We start from the raw sequence: 25,408 nt of genomic DNA, 5'->3' as shown, positions 1-25,408 counted from the left end.
GATCAGTTCTCCAGAAGATCAAGGTTATTGACGATTTCGGGATCGATTCCCGAGCTGTCGGTGCGGTCGATATCTGCCTTGCCGGTCAGGGTTTCAATATGCGCATCGAAGGCTGCCTGACGCAGCGTTTCTTCGATTTCCGTGCGCACGTCGTCCAGCTTGGGGGTATCTTTGACACGGGTTTCGTTCAGTTTGATGACATGCCAGCCAAATTGCGTCTGTACCGGGTCGGAAACCTGGCCAGGCTCAAGCGCAGTCACGGCCTGAAAGAACGGCTCCACCATGACACCGGCGCCGAACCAACCCAGATCCCCGCCATTGGGGCCAGAGGGGCCCGTGGATTTTGCTGAAGCGAGTTCGGCGAAATCCGCGCCATCGGCCAGTTCCTGCACGATAGCCTTGGCTTCGTCCTCGGTTTCGACAAGAATATGGGCCGCCTTGTATTCGGTTTCCGCCTCGGCACCTGCATAATCCCTGTCATAGGTGGCCTGAATTTCCTCATCGCTGAGGTCGGCGTTCATGACCCGGTCGATCACCTCGCTGGCGACGATGCCGCGACGTTCGTTTTCAAGGATCAGGGTGTTGCGCTGCGAAAGCTCACCGGTATGATCCTGCATCAACAGAGTTTGCTGAACCAGCTGATCCAGAATTCCGTTGAACAGCAGTTCGGCAGGCAGCTGGCCGTACTGGGCCGGGAGGCTGGCGCGCAGAGCAATCATGTGGCCAAGCGTGATTTCGGTACCGTTTACGGTGGCCATCACGGTGTTGGTGTCGGCCGTATCCTCCGCCTGTGCCGAGAGCGGCAGGACAAGCATCGAAGTCAGGGCGATTGTTGGAAGAAACCGTTGGCGAATAGACATGGTTTACCTTTCTTGCATTGCTGCATCAGGGGGTCGTGCGGCTGCGCGACGTTGACACTCTATCGGCGGCCCCTTACATCGGCTTTGGACCAATAAAACCGCCATCTTGTGCCCGTTCTAGGGTGGTGCGGGAGGCGGGGCAAGCAATTGCCTGTCACGGATAAGCACAAACACCGGAACGGATAGAATATGCTGGGTATCGGAACTGTCGCCAAGAAGATCTTCGGCACTCCCAATGACCGCAAGATCAAGGCGACCCGCCCGCTGGTCGAAAAGATCAACGCACTTGAGCCCGAATTCGAAGCGCTGAGCGATGAAGGGCTGATCGAAAAGACCCAGGAATTCAAAAAGCGGATCGAAGAGGGCGAAAGTCTGGACTCGCTCCTGCCCGAGGCGTTTGCCAACTGTCGTGAGGGTGCGCGCCGCGCGCTTGGATTGCGCGCCTTTGACGTGCAGTTGATGGGCGGGATTTTCCTGCATCAGGGCAACATTTCGGAAATGAAGACGGGTGAAGGCAAGACGCTGGTCGCGACCTTCCCGGCCTATCTGAACGCGTTGACCGGCAAGGGCGTTCATATCGTGACAGTGAACGATTACCTGGCCCGCCGTGACGCCGAGTGGATGAGCAAGGTTTACGGCGCTCTCGGCATGACCACCGGCGTGGTGTATCCGCAGCAGCCCGAGGATGAAAAGAAGGCGGCATATGGCTCTGACGTGACCTATGCCACCAACAACGAGCTGGGTTTCGATTACCTGCGCGACAACATGAAATCTTCGCTGGAGGAGATGAGCCAGCGCGAGCATTACTTTGCCATTGTCGACGAGGTGGACAGTATCCTGATCGACGAGGCACGTACGCCGTTGATTATCTCGGGCCCGGCGCAGGATCGCAGCGATCTCTATGTTGGTATCGACAAGCTGATCCCGGAATTGACCGACGATCATTATTCGCTCGATGAGAAAACCCGCAACGTGACCTTTACCGACGACGGGAACGAGTTTCTCGAAGACCTGCTGCATTCGCGGGGTCTGCTGGAAGAGGGGCAGTCGCTTTACGATCCTGAAAGCACCACCATCGTGCACCACGTCAATCAGGGTTTGCGCGCGCACAAGCTGTTTCAGAAGGACAAGGATTACATCGTCCGCGATGGTGAAGTTGTCCTGATTGACGAATTCACCGGGCGGATGATGCCGGGTCGTCGTTTGTCGGACGGCCTGCATCAGGCAATCGAGGCCAAGGAAGGCTGCAACATTCAGCCCGAGAACGTGACCCTGGCCAGCGTGACCTTCCAAAACTATTTCCGGCTCTATGACAAGCTGTCCGGTATGACCGGGACAGCCGCGACCGAAGCCGAGGAATTCGCCGAAATCTATGGCCTTGGCGTTGTTGAAGTTCCTACCAACAAGCCGATTGCACGTCTGGATGAAGATGACGCGGTTTACCGCACCACGAAGGAAAAATTCGACGCCATCGTCGAAACGATCAACGAAGCCCATGAAAAGGGCCAACCGATCCTTGTGGGTACCACTTCGATTGAAAAATCCGAACTTCTCAGCCAGTTGCTGACCCAGGCGGGGATCAAGCACAATGTCCTGAACGCCCGTCAGCACGAGCAGGAAGCCCAGATCGTGGCCGATGCCGGTAAGCTGGGCGCCGTGACCATCGCGACCAACATGGCCGGGCGCGGAACCGACATCAAGCTGGGTGGCAATGTCGATTTCAAGATCATGGAGGCATTGGAGGCCAACCCTGAAGCCGATCCGGAAGACGTGCGCGAAAAGATCGAAGCGGAACATGCGGCTGACGAAGAGGCCGTGAAACAGGCCGGTGGTCTGTTCGTTCTGGCGACCGAGCGCCACGAAAGCCGTCGGATCGACAATCAGTTGCGTGGCCGGTCGGGGCGCCAGGGCGATCCGGGCCGTTCAGCATTTTTCCTGAGCCTCGAAGACGACCTGATGCGTATTTTCGGCTCGGAACGGTTGGAAAAAGTGCTGTCGACGCTTGGCATGAAAGAAGGCGAGGCGATCATTCATCCTTGGGTGAACAAATCGCTTGAGCGGGCGCAGGCCAAGGTCGAAGGCCGTAACTTTGACATCCGCAAGCAGTTGCTGAAGTTCGACGATGTGATGAACGAGCAGCGCAAGGTTATCTTCAAGCAGCGTCTCGACATCATGAAGGCCGATGACCTTTCCGAGATCGTGCGGGATATGCGCGGTGAGGTGATCGACGATCTGATCGACACCTACATGCCGCCCAAGACCTATGCCGATCAATGGGATACCGAAGGGCTGTATGCCGCGGTGATCGAGCAGTTGAATCTGGACCTTCCTGTCATGGCCTGGGCCGAGGAAGAAGGCGTCGACGACGATGAGATCGCCGACCGTCTGGACAAGGCTGCCGACGAGATGATGGAGCAAAAAACCGACGCCTTCGGCCCTGAAAACATGCGCGCCATCGAAAAGCAGATCTTGCTGCAAACCATTGACGCCAAGTGGCGAGAGCATCTGTTGACGCTGGAACACCTGCGAAGTGTCGTCGGTTTCCGTGGATATGCGCAACGTGATCCGCTGAATGAATACAAGAACGAAGCCTTCCAGTTGTTCGAGACGATGCTGGACAGCTTGCGTCAGGATGTGACGCAGAAGCTGGCGCAGATTCGGCCGATGACCGAGGAAGAACAAAAGGCAATGATGCAGGAAATCGCCGACCAACGTTCTGCGATGGAAGACGCGGCCAAAGCGAAACACGCCGGTGCGGCGGCTGCCGGGGCTGCAACCGCTGCCGGGGCGGTGGAAGGATTCGACGAAAACGATCCGTCGACCTGGGGCAATCCTGGCCGAAACCAGCCATGTCCGTGCGGTTCCGGTCAGAAGTTCAAGCACTGCCACGGGCGTCTGGCCTGAGTTACGTGGCGCTCGGCGTTGGCCGTACTTCCTCCTTGGGGATGCCACACGGACGCCTGTTTCGTTGATCATGGTTAAGCCACCCCGAGATTGGAGTGGGAGAATCGGCCATGATCAATCCAAGGCGCATCCTGACTGCTGGCGGCACCTTTGCCTGTGCGCTCGGTGTCGGGTTCATCATGCAAAACGCGGCTTCCTCCGAACCGGTTGCAACCGAAGTGAGCATGGGTGGGATGATTGCTGCCGCGCCGGTTCAGGCGGTGAAAGACAATTTCACGCAAGTGTCAGGGGGCTCCGGGCCAATCCCTGAACAAGAGTTCAGGGGGAAATTGACCGGTATCACATTGACGTCGGCCAGCATTCCGACCCCTCCGAAGATGGGGCCGCAACCCAAGCGGTTGCCGGCAAACCCGGTCAATGGTGCGCAGATTGCAAAGGCGGCATTGACCGACCAAACGATATTGGATCTGCCGCCTGAGGAACCGGCCCCGGCATTCTCATGCGACATCACTATGAACGCCAAGGCCCTTGTCGCAGCCATGGCGGAAGTTACCGTAAATGCGCCTTGCCTGGTAAACGAAAGATTTACCCTGCACCACAGCGGAATGATGTTCACCGAGGTCACCGACAGCAAGGGCAATAGCCGTATGATCGTACCGGGGCTTTCGCCAAATGCGGTTTTCATGGCGTCGTTTCCCAATGGCGAGGCGGCAATGGCCAGCGTCAGTCTGGATGCGCTGGAATTCTATGAGCGTGCCGTCATCCAATGGCAGGGCGATAGTGGATTGCAGCTTCATGCGTTGGAGTATGGGGCCGGATATGACGATCCCGGCCATGTGTGGGCCGATGCAGCGGGTGATTTTGAGCAGATGGCCAGAGGGAACAGAGGGGTTCTGACGCGTCTTGGAGCAAAGGATGTTCCAAATGCGCGGCTGGCCGAGGTTTACACTTTCCCGTCCGGAGCAGCGCAAAAGCCGGGAGATATTCACCTGAGCGTCGAGGCCGAAATCACATCGGCCAATTGTGGCCGCGACATCACCGCGCAGTCGCTTGAGGTTCGTAACGGCGGAACCCTTAGAGCGCGGGACCTTGAATTGGCCATGCCAGCCTGCGATGCGACCGGTGATTTTCTGGTGTTGAAAAACATGCTCAATGACCTGAAGATCGCGCGGAAGTAATCCGCAGTATCCGGGGGTCATGGAATGACATTCGTGCGTGCGGCGTCGGTCGCCGCACTTTTTTTGTTTACTCAGGCCTATACGGTTGCAGCGCAGGACGTGACGCTGACATCGCGCGATGGCGATGTCGAGATTTCCGGCAACCTGTTGGGTTTTGACGGGGAATTCTATCGTGTTCAGACCGTTTATGGCGAATTGACGGTTGATGGTTCGGGTGTGCGATGTGAAGGGCCGGGATGTCCCAGTCTCGAGAATTATGTCGCGCGCGTCAGATTCTCCGGAGCGCCGACAATCGGCCGGGTGTTGATGCCTGCGCTGTTAGAGGCCTTTGCCATTCGTCATCAGTATGATCTTACCCGGAAGGCGCTGGACGACGAGCGGTTTCTTTACACGCTCAGTGATCCGGAGAACGGTTCGTTGCTGGGTGAATTTACCTTTCGCTTGTCCAATACGGACGAGGGTTTTGCCGACCTTTTGGCCAACGAGGCGGATATCGTGATGTCCATGCGGGAAGCCCGGCAAGACGAGCTATCGCGCGCGCGTGACGCCGGGATGGGCGATTTGTCGGCCCGCGGGCGCAGCAGGATCGTAGCGCTTGATGGCCTGGTGCCGGTGGTGGCGCCAAGCAATCCGGTTCAGGCGATCACGACGCCGCAGCTTGCGCAGGTTCTATCCGGCGAAATCGAGAACTGGTCCGATCTGGGGGGGCCGGATGCACCGATCACGGTTCATGTGCTCGATGGCTCCTCGGGATTGGGGCAGGCGACAATCGACAGGTTGCTAAGGCCTGTGCACGCGACTTTGACGGAGACGGCTAAGCATTATGAGGACGGACCGGCCCTGACTGCTGCGGTCGCCGATGATCCGTTTGGTTTGGGTGTGACCAGCCGGTCAGAGCCGGGAAATACATGGGCACTGGCGTTAAAAGGACAGTGCGGCTTTGCGCTCAGTGCGTCGCGCCGGGCCGTGAAGACCGAGGATTACCCGCTGACTGCGCCACTCTTCTTGTACATGCCTGCGCGCCGTTTCCCCAAGCTGGCGCGTGAATTTCTGGTCTATTTGCGTGATCCTTCGGCGCAGTTGGTGATCCGGCGTGCGGGATTTGTCGACCGTGCGCCAGAAGAGATCACGATCAACGCGCAGGGTGACAGGTTTGCCAATGCGATCGCGCGCGCCGGGGATGAGGTGCCGTTGGCGGAACTACAGCGAATGGTTTCGGTGCTGTCGCCGTTGCGACGCCTGACAACGACCTTCCGTTTCGAGGCCGGATCGGCGCGGTTGGATGCTCAATCGCGTTCGAACGTGCAGCAACTGGCGCGGGCGTTGGAGGTGGGGCTGTACGATGCGCGGCGGTTGGTGTTCGTGGGGTTCAGCGATGGGGATGGACCGGCCGGACCGAACAAGATCATCGCCAAGCGTCGTGCCGAAGCCGTGCGTCAGGCAGTGTCGATGGCGGCGGAAACGGCCAATCTGGACCGCATCACGTTGGAGGTTGAGGCCTTTGGCGAAGCGATGCCGATGGCGTGTGATGACAGCGAATGGGGGCGGCAGGTGAATCGGCGCGTCGAGGTCTGGGTGCGTTAAAGATACCCTTCGGAGCGAAAGCTGAGTTCGCAGGACTTTCCGATGATGATGTGATCATGCAGGGCGATTCCAAGTGCCTCGGCGGCAGCGCGAATCTGGTGGGTCATCGCGATATCGGATTCAGACGGTGTGGGATCTCCGGATGGATGATTATGCACTAAAATCAAGGCGCTGGCGTTCAGGTGGAGGGCGCGTTTGACCACTTCGCGCGGGTAGACGGGGACATGATCAATGGTGCCGCTGGCCTGTTTTTCATCGGCAATCAGGATATTTTTCCGATTCAGGTAAAACACGCGAAACTGTTCGACCTGCTGATGCGCCATGGTGGTGTGGCAGTAGTCCAGAAGTGCATCCCAGGATGAGATCACATGCTGCTGCATCACGCGGGCGCGGGACAGGCGGTGGGCGGCGGCCTCGATGATCCTGAATTCACAGATGACCGCGGCGCCAACACCGGAAACTTCGGCCAGATGTTGTGCCGATGCGGACAGAACGCCGTTGAAATCTCCAAATTTTTCAAGAAGTTGCCGGGCCAGAGGTTTGACATCGCGACGGGGAATGGCGCGGAACAGGATCAGTTCCAGCATCTCGTAATCCGGCAGGGCCTCCGGGCCGCCGGACAGGAAGCGATCCCGCAGGCGTTTACGGTGATCCCGGATATAGGAGGGCAGGCGCGCGCCTTGGGGGAGGGGCTGCGTTGTGGCCTCGTCTGCCTGAAACAGAGGCAGGGGCATCTCGGAAAATGCGCGGGGTTTGCTCATGCCCGCAGCTTGCCGGTGAGCGGTTAGGGAAAGGTTAACAAGACCCTGAAACCGGCATCGGTATAACGTCGGTATCGTGTCGGTATTGCATCGGTACGGTGGGCGTTAACCAAATGCCGCAGAACAAAGAAAAAGGGCGCACCTGATAGATGCGCCCTTGTAACCTGTCGAGTGCCGATGTGGCGGATATCAGCCCTTCATGCCGTCCCAGAAACTTTTGACCGACGAAAAGAAGCTTTTGCTTTCGGGGTTGTTGTCTTCGGACAGTGAATCGAACTCCCGCAGCAGTTCCTTTTGCCGCGAGGTCAGGTTCACCGGGGTTTCGACAGCCAGTTCGATGAACATGTCGCCGGAACTGCCACCGCGCAGGGCGGGCATGCCCTTGTTGCGCAGGCGCATCTGCCGGCCCGATTGCGAGCCTGCCGGAATCTTGACCCGGCTGCGACCGCCGTCGATTGTCGGCACCTCGATATCGCCGCCAAGTGCGGCGGTGGTCATCGACACGGGAACGCGGCAGAACAGATTTGTGTCCTCGCGCTCGAAGATGTCGTGCTTGGCGACCTCGATAAAGATATAGAGGTCACCGGCAGGACCGCCGCGCATTCCAGCCTCGCCCTCACCGGCGAGGCGGATACGGGTGCCGGTTTCAACGCCCGCGGGGATGTTGACGTTCAGCGCGCGCTCTTTCTCGACCCGGCCCTGACCGTGGCAGGTGTTGCACGGGTTCTTGATGATCTGGCCGAGCCCCGAACAGGTGGGGCAGGTGCGTTCGACGGTGAAAAAACCCTGCTGCGCGCGCACCTTGCCCATGCCTGAACAGGTGGGGCAGGTGGTGGGTTCTGCGCCGCCTTCGGCACCCGAGCCGTTACAGGCATCGCATTGCACCGAGGTTGGCACGTTGATGGTTTTCTGGCTGCCGTTGAAGGCCTCTTCCAGGGTGACACGCAAGTTATAGCGCAGGTCCGAGCCGCGCGCGGCGCGCTGACGCCCGCCGCCTGCACGACCGCCGCCCATGAAGTCGCCGAACAGGTCGTCGAACACGTCGGAAAAGGCCGAGGCGAAATCGCCCTGACCGGCACCGCCGCCAAAGCCGCCGCCCGGACGCGGGCCGCCACCGCCCATGCCCCCTTCGAAGGCGGCATGGCCGAAGCGGTCATAGGCCGCTTTCTTTTCGGGGTCTTTCAAAATGTCATAGGCTTCGCCGGCTTCCTTGAACTGTGCCTCGGATTCCGGGTTGTCCTTGTTGCGGTCGGGGTGAAGTTCCTTGGCTTTCTTGCGATAGGCCTTTTTGATTTCGTCCGCCGACGCGCCCTTGGATATGCCGAGCACTTCGTAATAGTCGCGTTTGGCCATCGGGGATCTCCTTTTGCTGGAACACGCAGGGCCGGCCCGTTGGTCGGACCGGCCCCACTGGTCCCGTCAGGCGCCTTACGAGCGCTTGTCGTTGTCGAGGTCCTCGAAGTCGGCATCGACGATGTCGTCGTCGTCCGGACCGGCGGCCTCATCGGCTGCGGTGGGCTCGTCGCTGCCTTCTTCGGCCTGAGCCTTGTAGATGGCTTCGCCCAGTTTCATGGCCGCCTCGGTCACGTTCTGGATGCCTGCCTTGATCTTATCAGCGGTTGCATCCTCTTTCTCGAGGTCGTCTTTCAGTGCCGCGATGGCCAGTTCGATAGCCTCAACCGTGGTCGGATCGACCTTGTCGCTGTGCTCTTCCACCGATTTTTCGGTCGAATGGATGAGGCTTTCGGCCTGGTTCTTGGCTTCGATCAGTTCGCGGCGGGCCTTGTCTGCCTCGGCGTTTTCCTCGGCTTCCTTGACCATGTTCTCGATGTCCTCGTCGCTGAGGCCACCGGACGCCTGAATGGTGATCTTCTGTTCCTTGTTGGTGCCTTTGTCCTTGGCCGAAACAGAGACGATACCGTTGGCGTCGATGTCGAAGGTCACTTCGATCTGGGGCATGCCGCGCGGTGCGGGCGGAATGTCTTCGAGATTGAACTGACCGAGCAGCTTGTTGTCGGCCGCCATTTCACGTTCACCCTGGAAGACGCGGATCGTCACGGCGCTCTGGTTGTCCTCGGCGGTCGAGAAGATCTGCGACTTGTTGGTCGGGATCGTGGTGTTGCGGTCAATCAGGCGGGTGAAAACGCCACCGAGCGTTTCGATCCCCAGGCTGAGCGGCGTCACGTCGAGCAGGACGACATCCTTGACATCACCTTGCAGAACACCGGCCTGAATAGCGGCGCCCATGGCGACCACTTCGTCGGGGTTCACGCCCTTGTGGGGCTCCTTGCCGAAGAACTTGGTCACTTCCTCGACCACCTTGGGCATACGGGTCATGCCGCCGACCAGAACGATTTCGTCGATTTCATTTGCCGAAAGACCGGCATCCTTGAGCGCGGCTGCACAGGGCTTCATCGAGGCCTTGATCAGGTCGCCCACGAGGCTTTCCAGCTTGGCGCGGGTCAGCTTGATGACCATGTGCAGCGGCTGGCCGTCCGTGCCCATCGAGATGAAGGGCTGGTTGATTTCGGTCTGCGAGCTGCTGGACAGTTCGATCTTGGCTTTTTCGGCAGCTTCCTTCAGGCGCTGAAGGGCCATTTTGTCCTTGGTCAGGTCGACGCCGTGTTCCTTTTTGAACTCGTCCGCCAGGTAGTTGACGATACGCATGTCGAAATCTTCACCGCCAAGGAAGGTGTCGCCGTTGGTGGCTTTCACCTCGAACAGGCCGTCGTCGATTTCAAGGATGGTCACGTCGAACGTACCGCCGCCAAGGTCATAAACGGCGATGGTGTGCGTGTTTTCCTTGTCCAGACCGTAGGCCAGTGCGGCGGCGGTCGGCTCGTTGATGATGCGCAGCACTTCGAGACCGGCGATCTTGCCTGCGTCTTTGGTGGCCTGACGCTGAGCGTCGTTGAAATAGGCAGGCACGGTGATGACGGCTTGCGTCACGTCTTCGCCAAGGTAGCTTTCGGCGGTTTCCTTCATCTTGCCGAGGATGAAGGCGGAAATTTGAGAGGGGCTGTATTTTTCGCCGCGGGCTTCGACCCAGGCGTCGCCGTTGCCGCCGTCGATGACGTTGAACGGCATGTTCTTCTTGTCCTTGGCCAGATCCGCGTCATCCGCGCGGCGACCGATCAGGCGCTTGACGCCAAAGATGGTGTTTTCGGGGTTGGTGACAGCCTGACGCTTGGCCGGCTGTCCGACGAGGCGCTCACCTTCGGCAAAGGCCACGATCGAGGGCGTCGTGCGCGCGCCTTCCGAGTTTTCGATCACACGGGCCTGGCTGCCATCCATGATGGCGACGCAGCTGTTGGTGGTTCCGAGGTCGATACCGATCACTTTAGACATGTTTTTCGATCCCTTCCATTACAAGGCGATGTTCCGGACGCCCGACCCGTTATGGCATCAGACCCCCGATGGTTGGACGGGCCCCGACAGAACTGGCCGGGTTCCGTGCTTTGCGCGTATATAGGCAGGCGATTGTGGCCCTGCAAGCGCCGCCGGGAAGTGTAATCTGGTATTTTATGCATAATTTCTGGCGGGCGGATTGCGAAAGCCGGGGGTGAGATGGCCGGAACGGTGTTGAACATACGAGGGGTGGAGATTCACAAGGGGTATCTGGCGCCCGATGCGCAGGCCCGGTTGGTAGAGGATTTGCGCGGGGTTGTGCGTGCGGCGGCCTTTGCGCGGCCGGTCACGCCGGGCGGGCGGCGGATGTCGGTGCGGATGACCTCGGCAGGGCGTTATGGCTGGGTGACGGATCGCAGCGGCTATCGGTATGAGCCATGTCAGGCCGATGACAGCCCCTGGCCCGCGATACCGCAGGCGGTGCTCGATATCTGGGCCGATCTGGTCGGTGATCGGCGCGGCCCGGATTGCTGTCTGGTGAATTACTACGATGAGTCGGCCAAGATGGGGATGCACCAGGATCGCGACGAGAGCGATTTCAGCTGGCCGGTTCTGTCGGTTTCGTTAGGGGCTTCCGCGCTGTTTCGCATCGGTAACACGACGCGCGGGGGCAGGACCGAATCAACATGGCTGGAGTCGGGGGACGTTCTGGTCATGGGTGGCGAGGCGCGGTTGATCTATCATGGGATCGACAGGATCAGAGTTGGCTCGTCCACGTTGTTGCCGCGCGGCGGGCGGATCAACCTGACGCTGCGTGTGGTCGATTAGGCCATCCTAGCGGCGGGCGTCCCAGCTTTTCGATGCGTACTGGCGTGTGTAGAATTCGCCCATCATTCCGATCACCAGAAGCACAACACCAACGATCACGGGATACTCCACCGAGGAATTGCGTGGGAAGTAATTGATGAAGGTAAAGCCCCGGCACTGGTCGATGGCGTGAAACAACGGGTTCCAGTCGAACATTGCGACCATGAAGGACGGCAGGGAGTTGGCAACGAACATCTTGCCCGAGGCGATCATGTTCGCGCGCTGATAGACGGTTGTGAAAATCCCGACAAACCCTGGAAACCACGGTTTGACCGCCAGCAACACCAGCCCGATGGAAACACCGGTGAACCAGGACAACAGGATCATTCCGAATGCCGGTATGGGATACGCGATTTCAAAAGGTGTGACGGCGACGTGATAGGCAAACAGGATCACGGCGACCGACAGTACCTGAATATAAAGTGCGCCAAGTGCAGCCGCCGCAACCGAGATCACCGTATTCATGGGGGCGTGCTGCATCATCGGAGAGGACGGCCCTTCGGCCCCGGCCACCGCTCCAAGCGCCTTGATATGCGTGAGAAACAGGAAAATTCCCGACATCATGTAAAGCAGGAAATCGCCGCGCAGCTTTGCGCCTCTCAAGCCCAACATCGAGAACATCACGTAAAATGCCAGAACAAAAATTACGGCTGTCAGGATATTGTTGATAATCGCAAACAAGGCGTTTCCGTGCGTTTTCCGAACGCTGCGCACGGTCGCGTGATAGATCAACTCGATAGTGGCAATCGCCGACTGCAGATTGCTCTTTGGGGTGACTTTCTGAAACATGGCCTCGCCTTGTCGGCATGTAACTGCATTTCTTATACGGATTTCTTGCCGATCCGTTACCAGCATATCATAAGGGGCACCACGCCACGGATCAACACAAGGCGTACCTTTTGTACGCAGAGTAAACAGGAGCGGTAAATTGGATTACGAAAAGCTGGTGAAGGTCATGCGCCACCTGGCCCTGGAGGGCGGAGACCGGATCATGGAAATCTACAATTCCGATGAGTTCGACGTGAAGGTCAAATCCGACGACAGCCCTGTGACCGAGGCCGATGAAGCGGCTGACGCGCTGATTTCCGCAGGGTTGCGTGATGCATTTCCCGATGTGGCATTGGTGACCGAAGAGCAATCCGGCTCACATAGCCAGAGCGTCGATACTTTCCTGATTGTCGATCCGCTGGACGGAACCAAGGAATTCATAAATCGTCGTGGCGATTTCACGGTGAACATCGCCTATGTCGAAAACGGTGTGCCCGTGCGGGGCGTGGTTTATGCGCCTGCCAAGGGCCGCATGTTCTTTACTCAGGCCGACGGTACATCGGTGGAAGAGGACGGACCTTTCGACAAGGAAACGGTCGGTACGGTGCGGCAGATAAAGGTGTCGCAGCCCGACAATAGCGAGTTGATGATTGTGGCCAGTAAATCGCACCGCGATCAGGCCACGGATGATTATATCGGCAAATATGGTGTCAAGGACATGACCAGTGCTGGATCATCTTTGAAGTTTTGCCTGGTTGCGACCGGCGAAGCGGATTTGTATCCGCGCCTTGGCCGCACGATGGAGTGGGACACGGCCGCAGGTCAGGCGGTATTGCATGGCGCGGGCGGGCATGTGGTGCGATTCGATGACCATGCGCCACTAAAGTATGGTAAAGACGGATTTGCCAATCCGTTCTTCATCGCCCATGCGCCGGGTGTCGACCTGAAGGAAGCCTGATGCAGCCGCTGATTGTCATTCCGGCCCGGTATGCTTCGACCCGGTATCCAGGTAAGCCGCTGGTTGAGCTGACCGGGGCCACGGGTGAAAAGAAGAGCCTGATTCAGCGCAGTTGGGAGGCAGCCAAGCAGGTCGGGGGTGATCCGCGTGTCGTGGTGGCCACCGATGACGATCGTATTCGCACGGCTGCCGAAGCCTTCGGCGCGGAGGTCGTTATGACCTCGGAAGGGTGTCGCAACGGAACAGAACGCTGCGCCGAGGCGCACAAGGCTTTGGGCGGAGCGCATGACGTGATCGTCAACCTACAGGGGGATGCACCGCTGACCCCGCATTGGTTTGTGGAGGCTCTAATAGACGCGTTGGTCGAGGATGCCGATGCCGGGATGGCGACACCGGTACTGCGCTGCGATGGCCGGGCCTTGAACGGGTTTCTGGAAGATCGTCGCGCCGGACGTGTCGGCGGGACGACCGCGGTGTTCGATGCGGCACGTCATGCGCTGTATTTCTCGAAAGAAGTGATACCGTTTACATCGCGTAGCTATGAGGATGACGAAGCGACTCCGGTATTTCACCATGTTGGCGTATACGCATATCGGGCGCAGGCGTTGAAAGACTATCAGGGTTGGCCGGAGGGTCCGCTGGAGCAGCTCGAAGGGTTGGAACAACTGCGGTTTCTGGAGAACGGGAAGCCGGTTCGTTGTGTCGAGGTGGATGCACGTGGGCGACAATTCTGGGAACTAAACAACCCCGAGGACGTTCTACGGATTGAGGCGATGATAAGCGAAATGTCTCTCATCTGATGAGCGAACTTTCTCCGGGTATGTTTCCGGTCGTAATTTCCCCGGATTTGTTACTGGAAAATGACATATTGCTACAGTATCGCAGAAATGGAAAAGCAATCTGTTAGCTAGCCTTGGGAGCGAGGCGGTCAGGAGTAATGATGCGTAAAAGAGTCACGAAAGCAATTTTCCCGGTGGCAGGTTTGGGAACCCGGTTTTTGCCGGCAACCAAATCGGTTCCGAAAGAGATCATGACGCTGGTTGATCGCCCCTTGGTGCAATATGCGATCGACGAAGCACGCGCCGCGGGTATCAAAGAGTTCATTTTCGTGACCTCCCGCGGCAAGGGCGCGTTGGAGGATTATTTCGACCTCGCCCCGCAGCTGGAGCAGGAACTGCGCAAGAAGGGCAAGGACGAGTTGCTGCAAATCCTGAAATCCACAAACATGGATAGCGGCGAGATTGCTTATCTGCGCCAGCACAAGCCGCTTGGCCTTGGGCATGCTGTCTGGTGCGCGCGCCATTTGATTGCGAACGAGCCTTTTGCGGTTTTGCTGCCGGATGACGTGATAGCGGCCGACAAACCCTGCCTGGCGCAAATGGTCGAGGCATTCGAGGAAACCCAGGGCAACGTCGTCGCCGCTATGGAAGTGCCGGAGGACAAGGCTTCGGCATACGGGGTTCTGGATATCAAGGAAGACATGGGCCGCGTTGTTTCCACCAAGGGTATGGTCGAAAAACCGGCCTTGGGTGATGCGCCTTCGAACCTTGCGGTGATCGGACGGTATATCCTGACACCCAAGGTTTTGCAAAAGCTGAACAAGAAAAAGACCGGAGCCGGTGGGGAAATCCAGCTGACCGACGCGATTGCTGCTGCCCGCGAAGACGGGGACGAGGTTTACGGCTATCGTTTCGAAGGGGAACGCTTCGATTGCGGATCGAAAGCGGGCTTTCTTCAGGCGACGGTTTCGTTTGCCCTGGCACGCGATGAGCTGCGGGATGATCTGTACCGGTATATCAGCGATATCGTTCACGCTCGGAAAGCTGCACAGTAATCGGGCAGGGGGCCAACGTGACGAATATTCTTGTTACCGGTGGCGCGGGTTACATTGGCTCACACGCATGCAAGGTGCTGAAGGCTGCCGGATACACGCCTGTAACCTATGACAATCTCAGTACCGGTTGGGAAGAAGCCGTGAAGTTCGGGCCGTTCGAGCAGGGCGATCTTACTGACCGGGAGCGGCTGGACCAGATCTTTGCAGCCTATCAGCCCGCTGCCATCCTGCATTTCGCGGCGCTGAGCCAGGTCGGTGAAAGCATGCGGGAGCCGGGCCTTTACTGGCACAATAATGTGGCCGGATCGCTGACGCTGTTCCAGGCTGCGGTGCAGGCAGGGTGTATGAACGTGGTGTTTTCGTCGACCTGTGCGACCTATGGAGACCAGGACAATGTGGTTCTGGACGAAAGCAGCGCACAGTATCCGATCAACGCCTATGGCGCTTCGAAGCGTGCGATCGAGGATATGTTGCGCGATTTCGAAGGTGCGTATGGCCTGAACCACGTGGTTTTTCGGTACTTCAATGTTGCGGGCGCCGACTCCGAGGCCGAAGTGGGCGAGTTCCATCAACCCGAAACGCATCTGGTGCCGCTGATATTGGATGCCATTCAAGGCAAACGGGATGCGTTGACCATTTTCGGCACCGATTACGATACGCCGGATGGGACCTGTATTCGGGATTACGTGCATGTGATGGATTTGGTGGACGCGCATGTTCTGGGGCTGAACTGGCTGGAGCAGGGCAAGGGTAGCCGGGTGTTCAACCTTGGCACCGGCACAGGGTTTTCCGTGCGAGAGGTGATCGAAAACGCCGAGAGCATCACCGGCAAGGATGTGCCCCGTATCGAAGGGCCAAGACGGCCCGGAGATTGCACCAAGCTGGTTTCAGGCTCCAGCCGGGCCGAGGCAGAACTTGGCTGGACCCCCGCCCGCTCGACGCTGGATCAGATGATCGGGGATGCGTGGCGGTGGCATCAAACTGGACATTACGACAAATAATGCCGATTCTGCCGCGAAAGCGGAATTGAGCGGACATGCAGGCATGGGTTGGCTGAGCGAAGCGGCAAAGGCATACCGGCTGCGCTGGAAGCGCCGTCGCCTGCTGTTTCGAGCCGTTCGAAAACGCCGGCAATTGCATCCGGTCAAGGATCGCACCGCGAAGATTTCCCCGGATGCGATCCTTGTCTTTTCGACGGTTCGAAACGAAATCGTGCGTCTGCCCTACTTTCTTGAGCATTACCGCCGCCTGGGTGTGGCGCATTTCCTGATCGTCGACAACGACAGCGATGATGGCACGCGCGATTATCTGGCGCGGCAGCCCGATGTTTCGCTTTGGCATACATCGCATAGTTACAAGCTGTCGCGTTTCGGGGTGGATTGGTTGACCTGGCTGCAAATCCGTCATGGCAGCGGGCATTGGTGCCTGACGGTGGATGCCGATGAAATCCTGATCTATCCACATCATGATACGCGCCCCTTGGCGGCCCTGACTGGGTGGCTGGATCAAAGTGGCCGACGGTCCATGGGGGCGTTGATGCTGGACATGTATCCCAAGGGCCGTTTGCGGGATCACCCCTATCGTGCGGGCGATGATCCGTTTCATGCGCTAAACTGGTTCGATGGCGGCAATTACATGATCCGCAAGAAACCGGATCTCGAGAATTTGTGGATTCAGGGAGGTGTGCGTGCCCGGGTGTTTTTTGGCGACCAGCCCCGCCGCGCGCCGACCATGGGAAAGATGCCACTCGTACGGTGGCACTGGCGTTATGCTTATGTCAGTTCGGCGCATTCATTACTGCCCAAAAGCCTGAACAGGGTCTATTCCGAGGACGGTGGCGAGATGCTGTCGGGCATATTGCTTCATACGAAATTCCTGCATGTCGTTGTCGATAAGTCCGCAGAGGAAAAGCGGCGGCGCGAGCATTTCGCGAACAGTGCGCTCTATGACTCCTATTACGATGGGCTGATGGAGAATCCCGACCTGTGGTGTGACGGTTCGACCAAACTGATCAGTTGGCGACAGTTGGAGGCGATGGGCCTGATGTCAAAAGGAGGGTGGGTTTGAGAAGGGTATATGAAACGATGTTGCGTTTATGCGCAGTATTGTTTTCTTTTCGGAAAAAGAATGTGTTAAGCGTCTGCCAATTACAATTCAGTATGAGTCAAGAGGCGCAGGAAGGCAGAGCGTGAGCTTGGTGCAGTCATATCGCATGCGGCTGAAACGCAGGCGCGCCAAGGTCCGGGCGTGGCGCAAGCACTTTGCGCTCAGGCCGGTTGTGGATCGGACTGACCGTATCAGCCCCGGCAATATCCTTCTGTTTTCGACCTTTCGCGATGAATATGTGCGCCTGCCTTATTTCCTGAAATATTACCGCGATCTGGGCGTATCGCATTTTCTGATGGTGGATAACGACAGTCAGGATGGCGGGTGCGAGTATCTGGCCGAGCAACCCGATGTATCGCTTTGGACCACCAAGGCGAGCTACAAGAAAGCACGTTTCGGGGTCGATTGGCTGAACTGGTTGCAGGGTCGATATGGGCACGGGCACTGGTCGCTGGTTGTCGATCCGGATGAGTTCTTTGTCTACCCGTTTTGCGATACCCGACCGATCCGGGCGCTGACCGACTGGCTGGACGGCTCGCAGCTACGATCGTTCGGGGCGATGTTGCTGGATATGTATCCAAAGGGCCGGATGGACGCCGTACCGTACCGGCTGGGTCAGAACCCCATGGAGATCGCTGCGTGGTTCGATCCCGGAAATTACATGATCCAGAAAAATGACGCTTTCGGAAATCTCTGGATTCAGGGCGGGCCGAGAGCGCGTGTGTTCTTTTCCGATATGCCCAAGAAAGCACCGGCGTTGAACAAGGTGCCACTGGTCAAATGGGACCGGCGCTATGCCTATGTCAGTTCGACTCATATGTTGTTACCGCGCGGGCTGAACCAGACTTACGATACGCTTGGCGGTGAGAAAACAAGCGGCGTTCTTCTGCATGCCAAGTTCCTCGATACCTTTGCGGCCAAGGCCGAAGAGGAGTTGCAGCGCAAACAGCACTATGCCGCCAGTGTCGAATATCAGTCCTATTATGATAACCTTCAGGACAATCCAGACCTTTGGTGCAAATGGTCCGAGAAGTATATAAACTGGCGCCAGCTGGAGATCCTTGGGCTGATGTCCAAGGGGAACTGGGCATGAAGAAGGGGCAGTAGCGGGTGAGTGTCGGTATCATCATGTTGGTGCACACGGCCTTTGATCGGGCTGAACAGGTGGCGCGGCATTGGGCCGCTGCCGGTTGCCCGCTGGTAATTCATGCCGACAAGTCGGTGCCCCGCGATGCTTACAAGGCATTTACCAAGGCAATGTCGGACTTGCCTGACGTGCGGTACAGCAAGCGCCACCGCTGTGAGTGGGGGACCTGGGGCCTGGTGGCCGCAACGCAAAGCGCTGCGGAGTTGATGCTGGAAGAATTTCCGGATGTGCGCCACGTCTGTCTGGCCTCGGGGTCGTGTCTGCCGCTACGGCCGGTGCAGGAACTCAAGGACTATCTGGCCGAACGGCCACACACCGATTTTATCGAGTCTGCAACCACCGCCGATGTACCATGGACGATTGGCGGACTGGATCACGAACGGTTCACGCTGCGCTTTCCGTTTTCCTGGCGCAAGCAGCGCTTTCTGTTCGATCGCTACGTCGCCTTGCAACGCAGGATCGGTTACAAGCGCCGCATTCCCAACGGTATTGTACCGCATATGGGCAGCCAGTGGTGGTGTCTGACCCGGCAGACCTTGTCGGCCATTCTGTCTGATCCGGACAGGGAGGTTTATGACCGGTATTTCAAGCGTGTCTGGATTCCCGATGAAAGCTATTTCCAGACCCTGTCGCGACAGTATTCGCGCCAGATCGAAAGCCGTTCGCTGACATTGTCCAAGTTCGACTATCAAGGTAAGCCGCATATTTTCTATGACGATCATTTGCAGTTGCTGCGCCGGTCGGATTGTTTTGTCGCGCGCAAAATCTGGCCGTTTGCCAATCGTCTGTACGATGCCTTTTTGTCGGATAAGGCCGGGGTCATGAAGCGTACCGAACCGAACCCCGGCAAGATCGACAGGATTTTCTCGAAAGCGGTGGAGCGGCGCACACGCGGACGCCCCGGCCTTTACATGCAAAGCCGTTTTCCGGTGGAAGGGCGCGAAAACGGCCTGACTTGCGCGCAGTACTCGGTGTTCGAGGGGTTCGGAGATCTTTTCGAGAATTTCGAGGCGTGGCTGGCGCGCGCCACCGGCACGCGGGTGCACGGGCATCTCTTTGCGCCGGAACGTGCCGAATTTGCGGATGGGCAGAGCGTGGTAAATGGAGCGCTCAGCGACAGTGCGGCGCTGCGCGATTATAATCCGCGCGCCTTTCTGACCAGCCTGATCTGGAACACACGGGGGGAACGTCAGTGTTTCCAGATGGGGCCGCGTGACCGCATTAAAAAGATCGAATGGGATATCGCCAAGGACCCGAACGCGCAGATTTCGGTTATCACCGGGGCATGGGCCGTGCCATTGTTCAAATCGAACAGGAACTTCTCGGAAATCCGGCAGGAGGCTGCCCGCCTGCAACGCGCCGAAAGCAAGCATCTCGAGGTGTTGCGTTCGCAATGGGCCAAGGCGCGCATCCGAATCTGGACCATGGCGGAGTTCATCGAGGCGCCGATGGAGCCGTTGCAGACCATTATTGACGAGATCGGACAGCAAAATCTACGTGGCCTGGCCGAGGTTCCGAAGATGGCCGACCTGACCGGATTTGGCCAGTTTTTGCAGAATCTGAAAAATCAGGGCATGCACCCATATCTGATGGGTGACTTCCCGGTGGCGCATGACCCGCATGAGCCGCAGCACAACAAACCCAAACCTTATCTGGTGCAGTAAGCTGTATGTCCGATGCATTCGACTATTTCGTGGTGTTCGCCGAAATGCGCACCGGATCGAATTTTCTGGAAAACAACCTGAATGCCTTTGACGGTTTCGAATGTCATGGCGAGGCGTTCAATCCGTATTTCATAGGTTACCCGAACCGGACCGAGGTTCTGGGTATTACGCAGGCGATGCGCGATGCCGACCCTGCGCGGTTGATCGACACGATCAAGACTCAGTCAAAGGGCCTTGGCGGGTTCCGGTTCTTTCATGATCACGACCGGCGGGTTCTGGATATTTGTCTGGATGATCCGCGTTGTGCCAAGGTCATCCTGACACGAAACCCGGTGGATAGCTTCGTTTCATGGAAGATCGCTCAGGCGACCGGGCAGTGGAAACTGACCAATGTGAAACGTCGCAAGGATAGCAAGATCCGGTTCGACGCTGCCGAATTTGAAACCCATGTGGCGCAACTTCAGAAATTTCAGGTGTTTTTACTGAACCATCTGCAAACCACTGGCCAAACGGCATTTTACGTCGATTACGAGGATATCCAGTCTGTCGATGTGATCAACGGACTTGCCAAATTCCTGGGTAGCGATGAGTGTCTGGACGAGTTGGACACATCGCTGAAAAAGCAAAACCCCAGTGCGCTGCAATCCAAGGTGTCGAACTATGAAGAAATGGAACGTAGCCTGTCGGGGCTGGACCCGTTCAATTTGTCGCGTACCCCGAATTTCGAGCCACGCCGGGGCCCTGCGGTGCCGGGATATGTAACCGGCGCACGCGCACCGTTACTTTATATGCCTGTTCGGTCCGGTCCTGAAAATGAAGTGCGTGCCTGGATGGCGGCACTGGACGAGGTTCCGGAGGGCACGCTGCCGACGCACCTGAACCAGAAGAGCTTGCGACAGTGGAAACGGCGGAACAAGGGTCATCGCAGCTTTACCGTGTTGCGCCATCCCGTGGCGCGCGTCCACGATGTGTTTTGCTCGAAAATCCTGATGCAGGGGCCCGGCACGTATCACGATATTCGCAAGGTGCTGCGGAATTTCCATAAACTACCCATTCCCGGAGGCGAACCGGGGAACGAGTATGATCGCCGGGCTCATCGTACCGCGTTCATGAGTTTCGTAGAATTCCTGCGCGCCAATCTGGCAGGACAGACGAATATCAGGATTGATGCCCATTGGGCGACGCAAGCCGCGGTTATCCAGGGGATGGCGCAGTTTTCCGTGCCCGACATGGTTATCCGCGAGGATGAGATGGCCACGTATTTGCCCGTACTGGCGAGTCAGGTGGGATATACGAAACCGCCCTGTCCCCAGGCCGCCCCAACAGACCAGCCCTTTGATCTGTCCGATATCTACGATGATGAAATCGAAGCGCTGGTAAAGGATGTCTACCAGCGTGACTACATGATGTTCGGGTTCGGACCCTGGAATTGACCTGTGGGGTATCAGGCCGCTTGCGCAGCCTGAGCTTCGGTTACAATGGTGTAAAGGGTCGCCGGATCGGTATTGGCGCGCAGCTTGGCACAGACCGCCGGATCACGCAGGGTGCGCGACACGAGCGCCAGTGCCTTGAGGTGTTCGACTCCGGCTTCGCGTGGGGCGAAAAGGGCAAAAGCCAGATCGACGGGTTGCCGGTCGACCGCATCGAAATCGATGGGCTTTTCCAGCAGCACAAGCGCGCCGACAACCTCATCCAGACCATCGAGACGGGCATGGGGTAAGGCAACACCATGACCCACCCCGGTGGGTCCGAGGCTTTCGCGTTCTTGCAGGGCTTCGACCGTATCCGCCTGATTGACGCCATAGACCGATTCAGCAACGCTGCCCAACTCATGCATCAGGCGCTTTTTGCTTGAAACAGCAGATAGCACACGCACCGCCTCTGGCTTGAGGATCATAGACATTTCCATCGCTTTCGACGCTCCACCGGGCGCGACGCTGTGCGCGCCCGGCCCTCGTGCCTGTTTACGGATCAATCCAGCCAATGTTGCCGTCTTCACGACGATACACGACATTCAGACCCTTGTTTCCCTCGTTTCGGAAGACCAGCACCGGAGACCCCGCAAGTTCCATCTGCATGACCGCTTCGCCAACCGAAAGCGATGGAATACTGGTTTCCATCTCGGCGACGATGATCGGCTGAAGGCTTTCCGGTTCCGAATCCTCATCTCCTTTGTCAGAAGCGAGGATATATGAGGAAGCACCAGAGAGTTCAACCGGCTCGGAACGGTCGCGGTGGTGGTCTTTCAGGCGGCGTTTATACCGTCTGAGTTGTTTCTCCATTTTGTCACAGCACTTGTCAAAGGCCGAGTAAATCTCGTGGGAATGGGCCTTGGCCTGAGCCGTCAGGCCGGTTGAAAGATGCACAATGGTTTCGCAGACAAATTCACTGGCGCTCTTGGAAAAAACCACGTGAGCGTCGGTTGGACGCTCGGCGTATTTTGCCACGGCTGTGCCCAGTTCTTCTTTGACATGCGTTTGCAGTGCGTCACCGATGTCGATCTGCTTGCCACTGATTTGATAGCGCATCTTAACTCCTTCATTTAACGATCCGGGGGCGTGCGGCACGCGTGGATTACGGTGTCGTTGCTTAGGTCCGGATACGGGAAATCGACATTTCAGCGGCTTGTCCAAGACCCTGCCCGCAGAGCGGGACGATAGGGCATGCGCGAACAGAAGCCTGAAATGTCATAACCTCATTTGAGGCGTTTTCAGGGGTGGTTGTCAACTGAGATCGCATTTGCAGATGTGCTTTCGGCGAAAGATCACGAGATTCTGAAATTGTCGCCCAGATAGACACGGCGGACATTCTCGTTTTCGACAACTTCACCCGGGGTGCCCGACATGAGAACTTTGCCATCATGCAAAATGTAAGCGCGATCAACAATTTCCAACGTTTCTCGCACATTGTGATCGGTGATCAGAACGCCAATCCCGCGTTTCTTGAGGTCTGCGACCAGGTGACGGATATCGCCGACCGAAATTGGATCGACTCCGGCAAAAGGTTCGTCCAGCAACAGATACTTGGGGTGGGCTGCGAGGCAGCGGGCAATTTCGACCCGGCGGCGCTCGCCGCCCGACAAGGCCAGCGCCGGTGCGCGGCGCAAATGCTCGATTGAGAATTCCGACAACAGTTCTTCCAGACGTTCGCGGCGTTTGTGACGGTCGGGTTCAGAGATATCGAGGATGGCAAGGATGTTGTCTTCGACCGAGAGGCCACGAAAAATCGACATTTCCTGCGGGAGGTAACCGATTCCCATCTTAGCACGGCGATACATGGGCAGATTCGTTACTTCCTGCCCGTCGATCAACACATGACCGCCTTCAGGGTTCACCAGCCCGGCAATCGCGTAGAATGTCGTGGTTTTCCCCGAACCGTTGGGGCCGAGAAGGGCGACGACTTCGCCCTGTTGCAGTGATAGCGAAACGTCGCGGATCACCACGCGTTTCTTGTAGCTCTTACGCAGGCTTTGAATTTCGAGCCCGCTATTTTCGTGTGCGACTTTCAGGTTCGGAGCGGCCATTATTCGCCCTCGGGCTGCAATACGGTTTTGACCTGGCCGGTCATGCGCGCGGTCCCGGCGCGGGTATCGACAACCATTTTGTCCGAGGTCAGCGCCTGCGGACCCTGCACAAGCAGAACGTCGCCGCGCAATTCGATCATGCCATTGTCGACGTCGTAGTCCGCTTCGCGACCTTCCGCCGCATCCTGACCGCTGACAATGGTGACGCCACCTCGTGCTTCAAGCCGTTTGATGCCACTTTGATCGTCCTTGTAGACCACCAGAACGCGCGGTGCGGACAGGCGCATCTCTCCCTGACCGATGATCACGTTTCCGGTGAAAATGGCGGTGTTGTCGTTTTGATTGACGTCCAGTGTTTCGGCCGTGATCTCGACCGGCAAACTGCTGTCCTGCTGGGTGTTGCCAAAGGCCACCTGTGACCCTTGTGCAAGGCTGGCGACAGGCGAACAAAACAACAAAAAGAAAGCGGTCAGCCGGGCAATACGGGTCACGTCGGGTCAATCCTCTGAATTCTGGGGATGGTATATCAGCTTGACGCCATCCGTGAAAAGCAAATGTGCATCGCCGGTCTGTTCGTCGCTGGTCAGGATCATACGTCCGGCATCCAGATCTCCGGGGGGGCCGGTTCCACTAACGGGGCCGGGCGTGTCGGCATAAAGGATGTCAAAGCGCGAATTCAGAACATCGGTGCCGAAATCATAACCGTTGCTGGTGACAACGCGCACATTCCCGTTGAGCTGCGCCTTGAATGCATCGCTGTCTACATCGGCACCTTGCGCGGTGACATCTATCACGGCACCGGATTTCAGCGCCAGTGTGGCGTCGATACCGCTGGCGTGCATGAGGCGCATATCCTCCTTGTCCGGAATGGCACTTTGAGCTCTGACGACAATCTGATCGCCACTGTCGGTGACGCCGGCGAATGTCGGGTTCGAGGCTCCTTGTTCCTGTGCGCGTTTCTCAATGTCAATTTGTGAAACCGCAATTGATTTGGTCGGGTCGACGGTGCGAGACAGCAGGAACAAGGTGGACAACAGGCCCAATGCCGCCAGAGGCAGAAGGATTTTCATCCATGCCACCAGTTTGGAGCGGAGATTGGTATGTCGGGCCATGGTTCAGTGCGCGAAGATGTCGATCTCGGGCCAGCCGGCCAGGTCCAGACGCGCGCGGGTGGGAAGAAAATCGAAACAGGCCTGCGCCATCTCGACACGGCCTTCGCGTGCCAGCATGCGGTTCAACTCATCGCGCAGGCGATGCAGGTACAATACATCCGAGGCGGCATAATCCAGTTGCGCGTCGGTCAGGTCCGGCGCCCCCCAATCCGAGGATTGTTGTTGTTTCGAGATATCGACGCCAATCAGTTCCTGCAGCAAATTCTTGAGACCGTGCCGGTCGGTGTAGGTACGCACGAGTTTGCTGGCGATCTTGGTGCAATAAACCGGAGCAGCCAGCGCACCAAAGGCATTGTACATTGCAGCAATGTCGAAGCGACCGAAATGGAACAACTTCAGCACATCTGGATTTTCCAGCATGGCTGCCAGATTGGGCGCTTCATGCTGACTTTTCTCGATTTGAACAAGATGCGCGTTTCCGTCTCCGCCCGACATCTGGATCACGCACAGGCGATCACGGTGCGGATTCAGGCCCATGGTTTCACAGTCAATTGCAACAACCGGACCCAGATCCAGATCTGCGGGCAGATCGTTCTTGTAGAGATAGTTCGCCATTTCGATTCCTTTTGCTGAAGGAACGATGCCCCGGACAGACAATATTCCCCCTGAATTTGGGGTCTGGACAGCAAAAGCAAAACCCCCAAACGCGTAATATGATCCAGCGGTTCTTATCGGACGGGACGGAATCCAGTTCAACCCCGATCAATCTGGCGAGATAGCCGAAGAGGAAGAGT

The 25,408-nt window shown here is 57.7% G+C and carries 23 protein-coding genes; 12 read left to right on the top strand and 11 right to left on the bottom strand.

Annotation, left to right across the window (positions count from 1 at the left end; genetic code table 11):
• Positions 1-2: 2 nt before the first annotated feature.
• Positions 3-860: a peptidylprolyl isomerase gene (locus BUB53_RS12110; RefSeq protein WP_073035032.1), complete on the bottom strand. Its 858-nt coding sequence runs from the start codon at positions 858-860 to the stop codon at positions 3-5.
• A gap of 189 nt (positions 861-1,049) precedes the next feature.
• Between BUB53_RS12110 and secA the strand changes: the two genes are divergently transcribed.
• The 3 genes from secA to BUB53_RS12095 all read left to right on the top strand — a co-directional run bounded on the left by secA (position 1,050) and on the right by BUB53_RS12095 (position 6,526).
• On the top strand, positions 1,050-3,764 hold the full coding sequence (secA, locus tag BUB53_RS12105; protein ID WP_073035031.1) for a preprotein translocase subunit SecA: 2,715 nt from the start codon (positions 1,050-1,052) through the stop codon (positions 3,762-3,764).
• A gap of 179 nt (positions 3,765-3,943) precedes the next feature.
• Positions 3,944-4,942: a hypothetical protein gene (locus BUB53_RS12100; protein ID WP_229709542.1), complete on the top strand. Its 999-nt coding sequence runs from the start codon at positions 3,944-3,946 to the stop codon at positions 4,940-4,942.
• 24 nt (positions 4,943-4,966) lie between these two features.
• A complete protein-coding gene (locus BUB53_RS12095) occupies positions 4,967-6,526 on the top strand; it encodes a substrate-binding domain-containing protein (RefSeq protein ID WP_073035029.1) in 1,560 nt (519 codons plus the stop codon).
• On the opposite strand, the gene radC is transcribed toward BUB53_RS12095, so the two are convergent.
• The 3 genes from radC to dnaK form a co-directional block, all read right to left on the bottom strand.
• Positions 6,523-7,287, bottom strand: coding sequence for a RadC family protein (gene radC / locus BUB53_RS12090; RefSeq protein ID WP_073035028.1), 765 nt, complete (start codon positions 7,285-7,287; stop codon positions 6,523-6,525). The genes BUB53_RS12095 and radC overlap by 4 nt on opposite strands.
• Positions 7,288-7,476: 189 nt before the next feature.
• Complete coding sequence (gene dnaJ, locus BUB53_RS12085) at positions 7,477-8,640, bottom strand: molecular chaperone DnaJ (RefSeq protein ID WP_073035027.1); 1,164 nt, start codon at positions 8,638-8,640, stop codon at positions 7,477-7,479.
• 75 nt (positions 8,641-8,715) lie between these two features.
• On the bottom strand, positions 8,716-10,635 hold the full coding sequence (gene dnaK / locus BUB53_RS12080) for a molecular chaperone DnaK (RefSeq protein WP_073035026.1): 1,920 nt from the start codon (positions 10,633-10,635) through the stop codon (positions 8,716-8,718).
• Positions 10,636-10,854: 219 nt separating this feature from the next.
• On the opposite strand from dnaK, the gene BUB53_RS12075 reads away from it, so the two are divergent.
• Entirely contained in the window at positions 10,855-11,463 is a 609-nt protein-coding gene (locus BUB53_RS12075; RefSeq protein WP_073035025.1) for an alpha-ketoglutarate-dependent dioxygenase AlkB family protein, read from the top strand.
• A 6-nt stretch (positions 11,464-11,469) separates the two neighbouring features.
• On the opposite strand, the gene BUB53_RS12070 is transcribed toward BUB53_RS12075, so the two are convergent.
• Entirely contained in the window at positions 11,470-12,291 is an 822-nt protein-coding gene (locus BUB53_RS12070) for an ABC transporter permease (protein ID WP_073035024.1), read from the bottom strand.
• A 139-nt stretch (positions 12,292-12,430) separates the two neighbouring features.
• Here BUB53_RS12070 and cysQ point away from each other — a divergent pair, with 139 nt between their 5' ends.
• The 8 genes from cysQ (at position 12,431) to BUB53_RS12030 (ending at position 21,412) form a co-directional block, all read left to right on the top strand.
• A complete protein-coding gene (gene cysQ / locus BUB53_RS12065) occupies positions 12,431-13,228 on the top strand; it encodes a 3'(2'),5'-bisphosphate nucleotidase CysQ (RefSeq protein ID WP_073035023.1) in 798 nt (265 codons plus the stop codon).
• A complete protein-coding gene (gene kdsB, locus BUB53_RS12060) occupies positions 13,228-14,028 on the top strand; it encodes a 3-deoxy-manno-octulosonate cytidylyltransferase (protein WP_073035022.1) in 801 nt (266 codons plus the stop codon). Before cysQ ends, kdsB begins: the two co-directional genes overlap by 1 nt.
• A gap of 140 nt (positions 14,029-14,168) precedes the next feature.
• A complete protein-coding gene (galU, locus tag BUB53_RS12055) occupies positions 14,169-15,062 on the top strand; it encodes a UTP--glucose-1-phosphate uridylyltransferase GalU (protein WP_073035125.1) in 894 nt (297 codons plus the stop codon).
• A gap of 17 nt (positions 15,063-15,079) precedes the next feature.
• Positions 15,080-16,063 (top strand): UDP-glucose 4-epimerase GalE, encoded by a 984-nt coding sequence (gene galE, locus BUB53_RS12050; RefSeq protein ID WP_073035021.1) that lies wholly within the window; start codon positions 15,080-15,082, stop codon positions 16,061-16,063.
• A 43-nt stretch (positions 16,064-16,106) separates the two neighbouring features.
• Positions 16,107-17,129: a glycosyltransferase family 2 protein gene (locus tag BUB53_RS12045; RefSeq protein ID WP_073035020.1), complete on the top strand. Its 1,023-nt coding sequence runs from the start codon at positions 16,107-16,109 to the stop codon at positions 17,127-17,129.
• A 145-nt stretch (positions 17,130-17,274) separates the two neighbouring features.
• Positions 17,275-18,261: a glycosyltransferase family 2 protein gene (locus tag BUB53_RS12040; RefSeq protein ID WP_073035019.1), complete on the top strand. Its 987-nt coding sequence runs from the start codon at positions 17,275-17,277 to the stop codon at positions 18,259-18,261.
• 17 nt (positions 18,262-18,278) lie between these two features.
• A complete protein-coding gene (locus tag BUB53_RS12035; RefSeq protein ID WP_073035018.1) occupies positions 18,279-19,979 on the top strand; it encodes a DUF5927 domain-containing protein in 1,701 nt (566 codons plus the stop codon).
• A 5-nt stretch (positions 19,980-19,984) separates the two neighbouring features.
• On the top strand, positions 19,985-21,412 hold the full coding sequence (locus tag BUB53_RS12030; protein WP_073035017.1) for a sulfotransferase family 2 domain-containing protein: 1,428 nt from the start codon (positions 19,985-19,987) through the stop codon (positions 21,410-21,412).
• Positions 21,413-21,423: 11 nt separating this feature from the next.
• On the opposite strand, the gene BUB53_RS12025 is transcribed toward BUB53_RS12030, so the two are convergent.
• The 6 genes from BUB53_RS12025 to BUB53_RS12000 form a co-directional block, all read right to left on the bottom strand.
• The gene (locus BUB53_RS12025) at positions 21,424-21,888 is read right to left on the bottom strand and encodes a PTS sugar transporter subunit IIA (RefSeq protein WP_073035016.1); all 465 of its coding nucleotides are present in this window, start codon (positions 21,886-21,888) and stop codon (positions 21,424-21,426) included.
• A gap of 55 nt (positions 21,889-21,943) precedes the next feature.
• The gene (gene hpf / locus BUB53_RS12020; RefSeq protein ID WP_073035015.1) at positions 21,944-22,507 is read right to left on the bottom strand and encodes a ribosome hibernation-promoting factor, HPF/YfiA family; all 564 of its coding nucleotides are present in this window, start codon (positions 22,505-22,507) and stop codon (positions 21,944-21,946) included.
• A gap of 236 nt (positions 22,508-22,743) precedes the next feature.
• Positions 22,744-23,502, bottom strand: a complete 759-nt coding sequence (lptB, locus tag BUB53_RS12015; RefSeq protein WP_073035014.1) for an LPS export ABC transporter ATP-binding protein — start codon at positions 23,500-23,502, stop codon at positions 22,744-22,746.
• Positions 23,502-23,984: an LptA/OstA family protein gene (locus BUB53_RS12010; protein WP_229709543.1), complete on the bottom strand. Its 483-nt coding sequence runs from the start codon at positions 23,982-23,984 to the stop codon at positions 23,502-23,504. The genes lptB and BUB53_RS12010 overlap by 1 nt, the downstream gene beginning before the upstream one ends.
• A gap of 15 nt (positions 23,985-23,999) precedes the next feature.
• A complete protein-coding gene (locus tag BUB53_RS12005; protein ID WP_229709541.1) occupies positions 24,000-24,536 on the bottom strand; it encodes a hypothetical protein in 537 nt (178 codons plus the stop codon).
• Between the two features lie 81 nt (positions 24,537-24,617).
• Positions 24,618-25,229, bottom strand: a complete 612-nt coding sequence (locus BUB53_RS12000; RefSeq protein ID WP_073035011.1) for a ribonuclease D — start codon at positions 25,227-25,229, stop codon at positions 24,618-24,620.
• Positions 25,230-25,408: the final 179 nt, after the last annotated feature.

The sequence above is a fragment of the Roseovarius pacificus genome, from assembly GCF_900142665.1.
In the GTDB taxonomy this organism is placed as follows: domain Bacteria; phylum Pseudomonadota; class Alphaproteobacteria; order Rhodobacterales; family Rhodobacteraceae; genus Roseovarius; species Roseovarius pacificus.
The sequence above is the reverse complement of the archived record's forward strand: the minus strand, read 5'-3'. Positions and strand labels throughout refer to the sequence as shown.

Coding starts and splice junctions, on each gene's coding strand:
- BUB53_RS12030 (WP_073035017.1), top strand. CDS start 19,985: ATGTCCGATGCATTCGACTATTTCGTGGTGTTCGCCGAAATGCGCACC.
- BUB53_RS12040 (WP_073035019.1), top strand. CDS start 17,275: ATGCGGCTGAAACGCAGGCGCGCCAAGGTCCGGGCGTGGCGCAAGCAC.
- dnaJ (WP_073035027.1), bottom strand. CDS start 8,640: ATGGCCAAACGCGACTATTACGAAGTGCTCGGCATATCCAAGGGCGCG.
- BUB53_RS12075 (WP_073035025.1), top strand. CDS start 10,855: ATGGCCGGAACGGTGTTGAACATACGAGGGGTGGAGATTCACAAGGGG.
- BUB53_RS12045 (WP_073035020.1), top strand. CDS start 16,107: ATGGGTTGGCTGAGCGAAGCGGCAAAGGCATACCGGCTGCGCTGGAAG.
- kdsB (WP_073035022.1), top strand. CDS start 13,228: ATGCAGCCGCTGATTGTCATTCCGGCCCGGTATGCTTCGACCCGGTAT.
- galU (WP_073035125.1), top strand. CDS start 14,169: ATGCGTAAAAGAGTCACGAAAGCAATTTTCCCGGTGGCAGGTTTGGGA.
- BUB53_RS12025 (WP_073035016.1), bottom strand. CDS start 21,888: ATGGAAATGTCTATGATCCTCAAGCCAGAGGCGGTGCGTGTGCTATCT.
- dnaK (WP_073035026.1), bottom strand. CDS start 10,635: ATGTCTAAAGTGATCGGTATCGACCTCGGAACCACCAACAGCTGCGTC.
- lptB (WP_073035014.1), bottom strand. CDS start 23,502: ATGGCCGCTCCGAACCTGAAAGTCGCACACGAAAATAGCGGGCTCGAA.
- radC (WP_073035028.1), bottom strand. CDS start 7,287: ATGAGCAAACCCCGCGCATTTTCCGAGATGCCCCTGCCTCTGTTTCAG.
- BUB53_RS12110 (WP_073035032.1), bottom strand. CDS start 860: ATGTCTATTCGCCAACGGTTTCTTCCAACAATCGCCCTGACTTCGATG.
- secA (WP_073035031.1), top strand. CDS start 1,050: ATGCTGGGTATCGGAACTGTCGCCAAGAAGATCTTCGGCACTCCCAAT.
- BUB53_RS12095 (WP_073035029.1), top strand. CDS start 4,967: ATGACATTCGTGCGTGCGGCGTCGGTCGCCGCACTTTTTTTGTTTACT.
- BUB53_RS12000 (WP_073035011.1), bottom strand. CDS start 25,229: ATGGCGAACTATCTCTACAAGAACGATCTGCCCGCAGATCTGGATCTG.
- hpf (WP_073035015.1), bottom strand. CDS start 22,507: ATGCGCTATCAAATCAGTGGCAAGCAGATCGACATCGGTGACGCACTG.
- BUB53_RS12100 (WP_229709542.1), top strand. CDS start 3,944: ATGCAAAACGCGGCTTCCTCCGAACCGGTTGCAACCGAAGTGAGCATG.
- BUB53_RS12070 (WP_073035024.1), bottom strand. CDS start 12,291: ATGTTTCAGAAAGTCACCCCAAAGAGCAATCTGCAGTCGGCGATTGCC.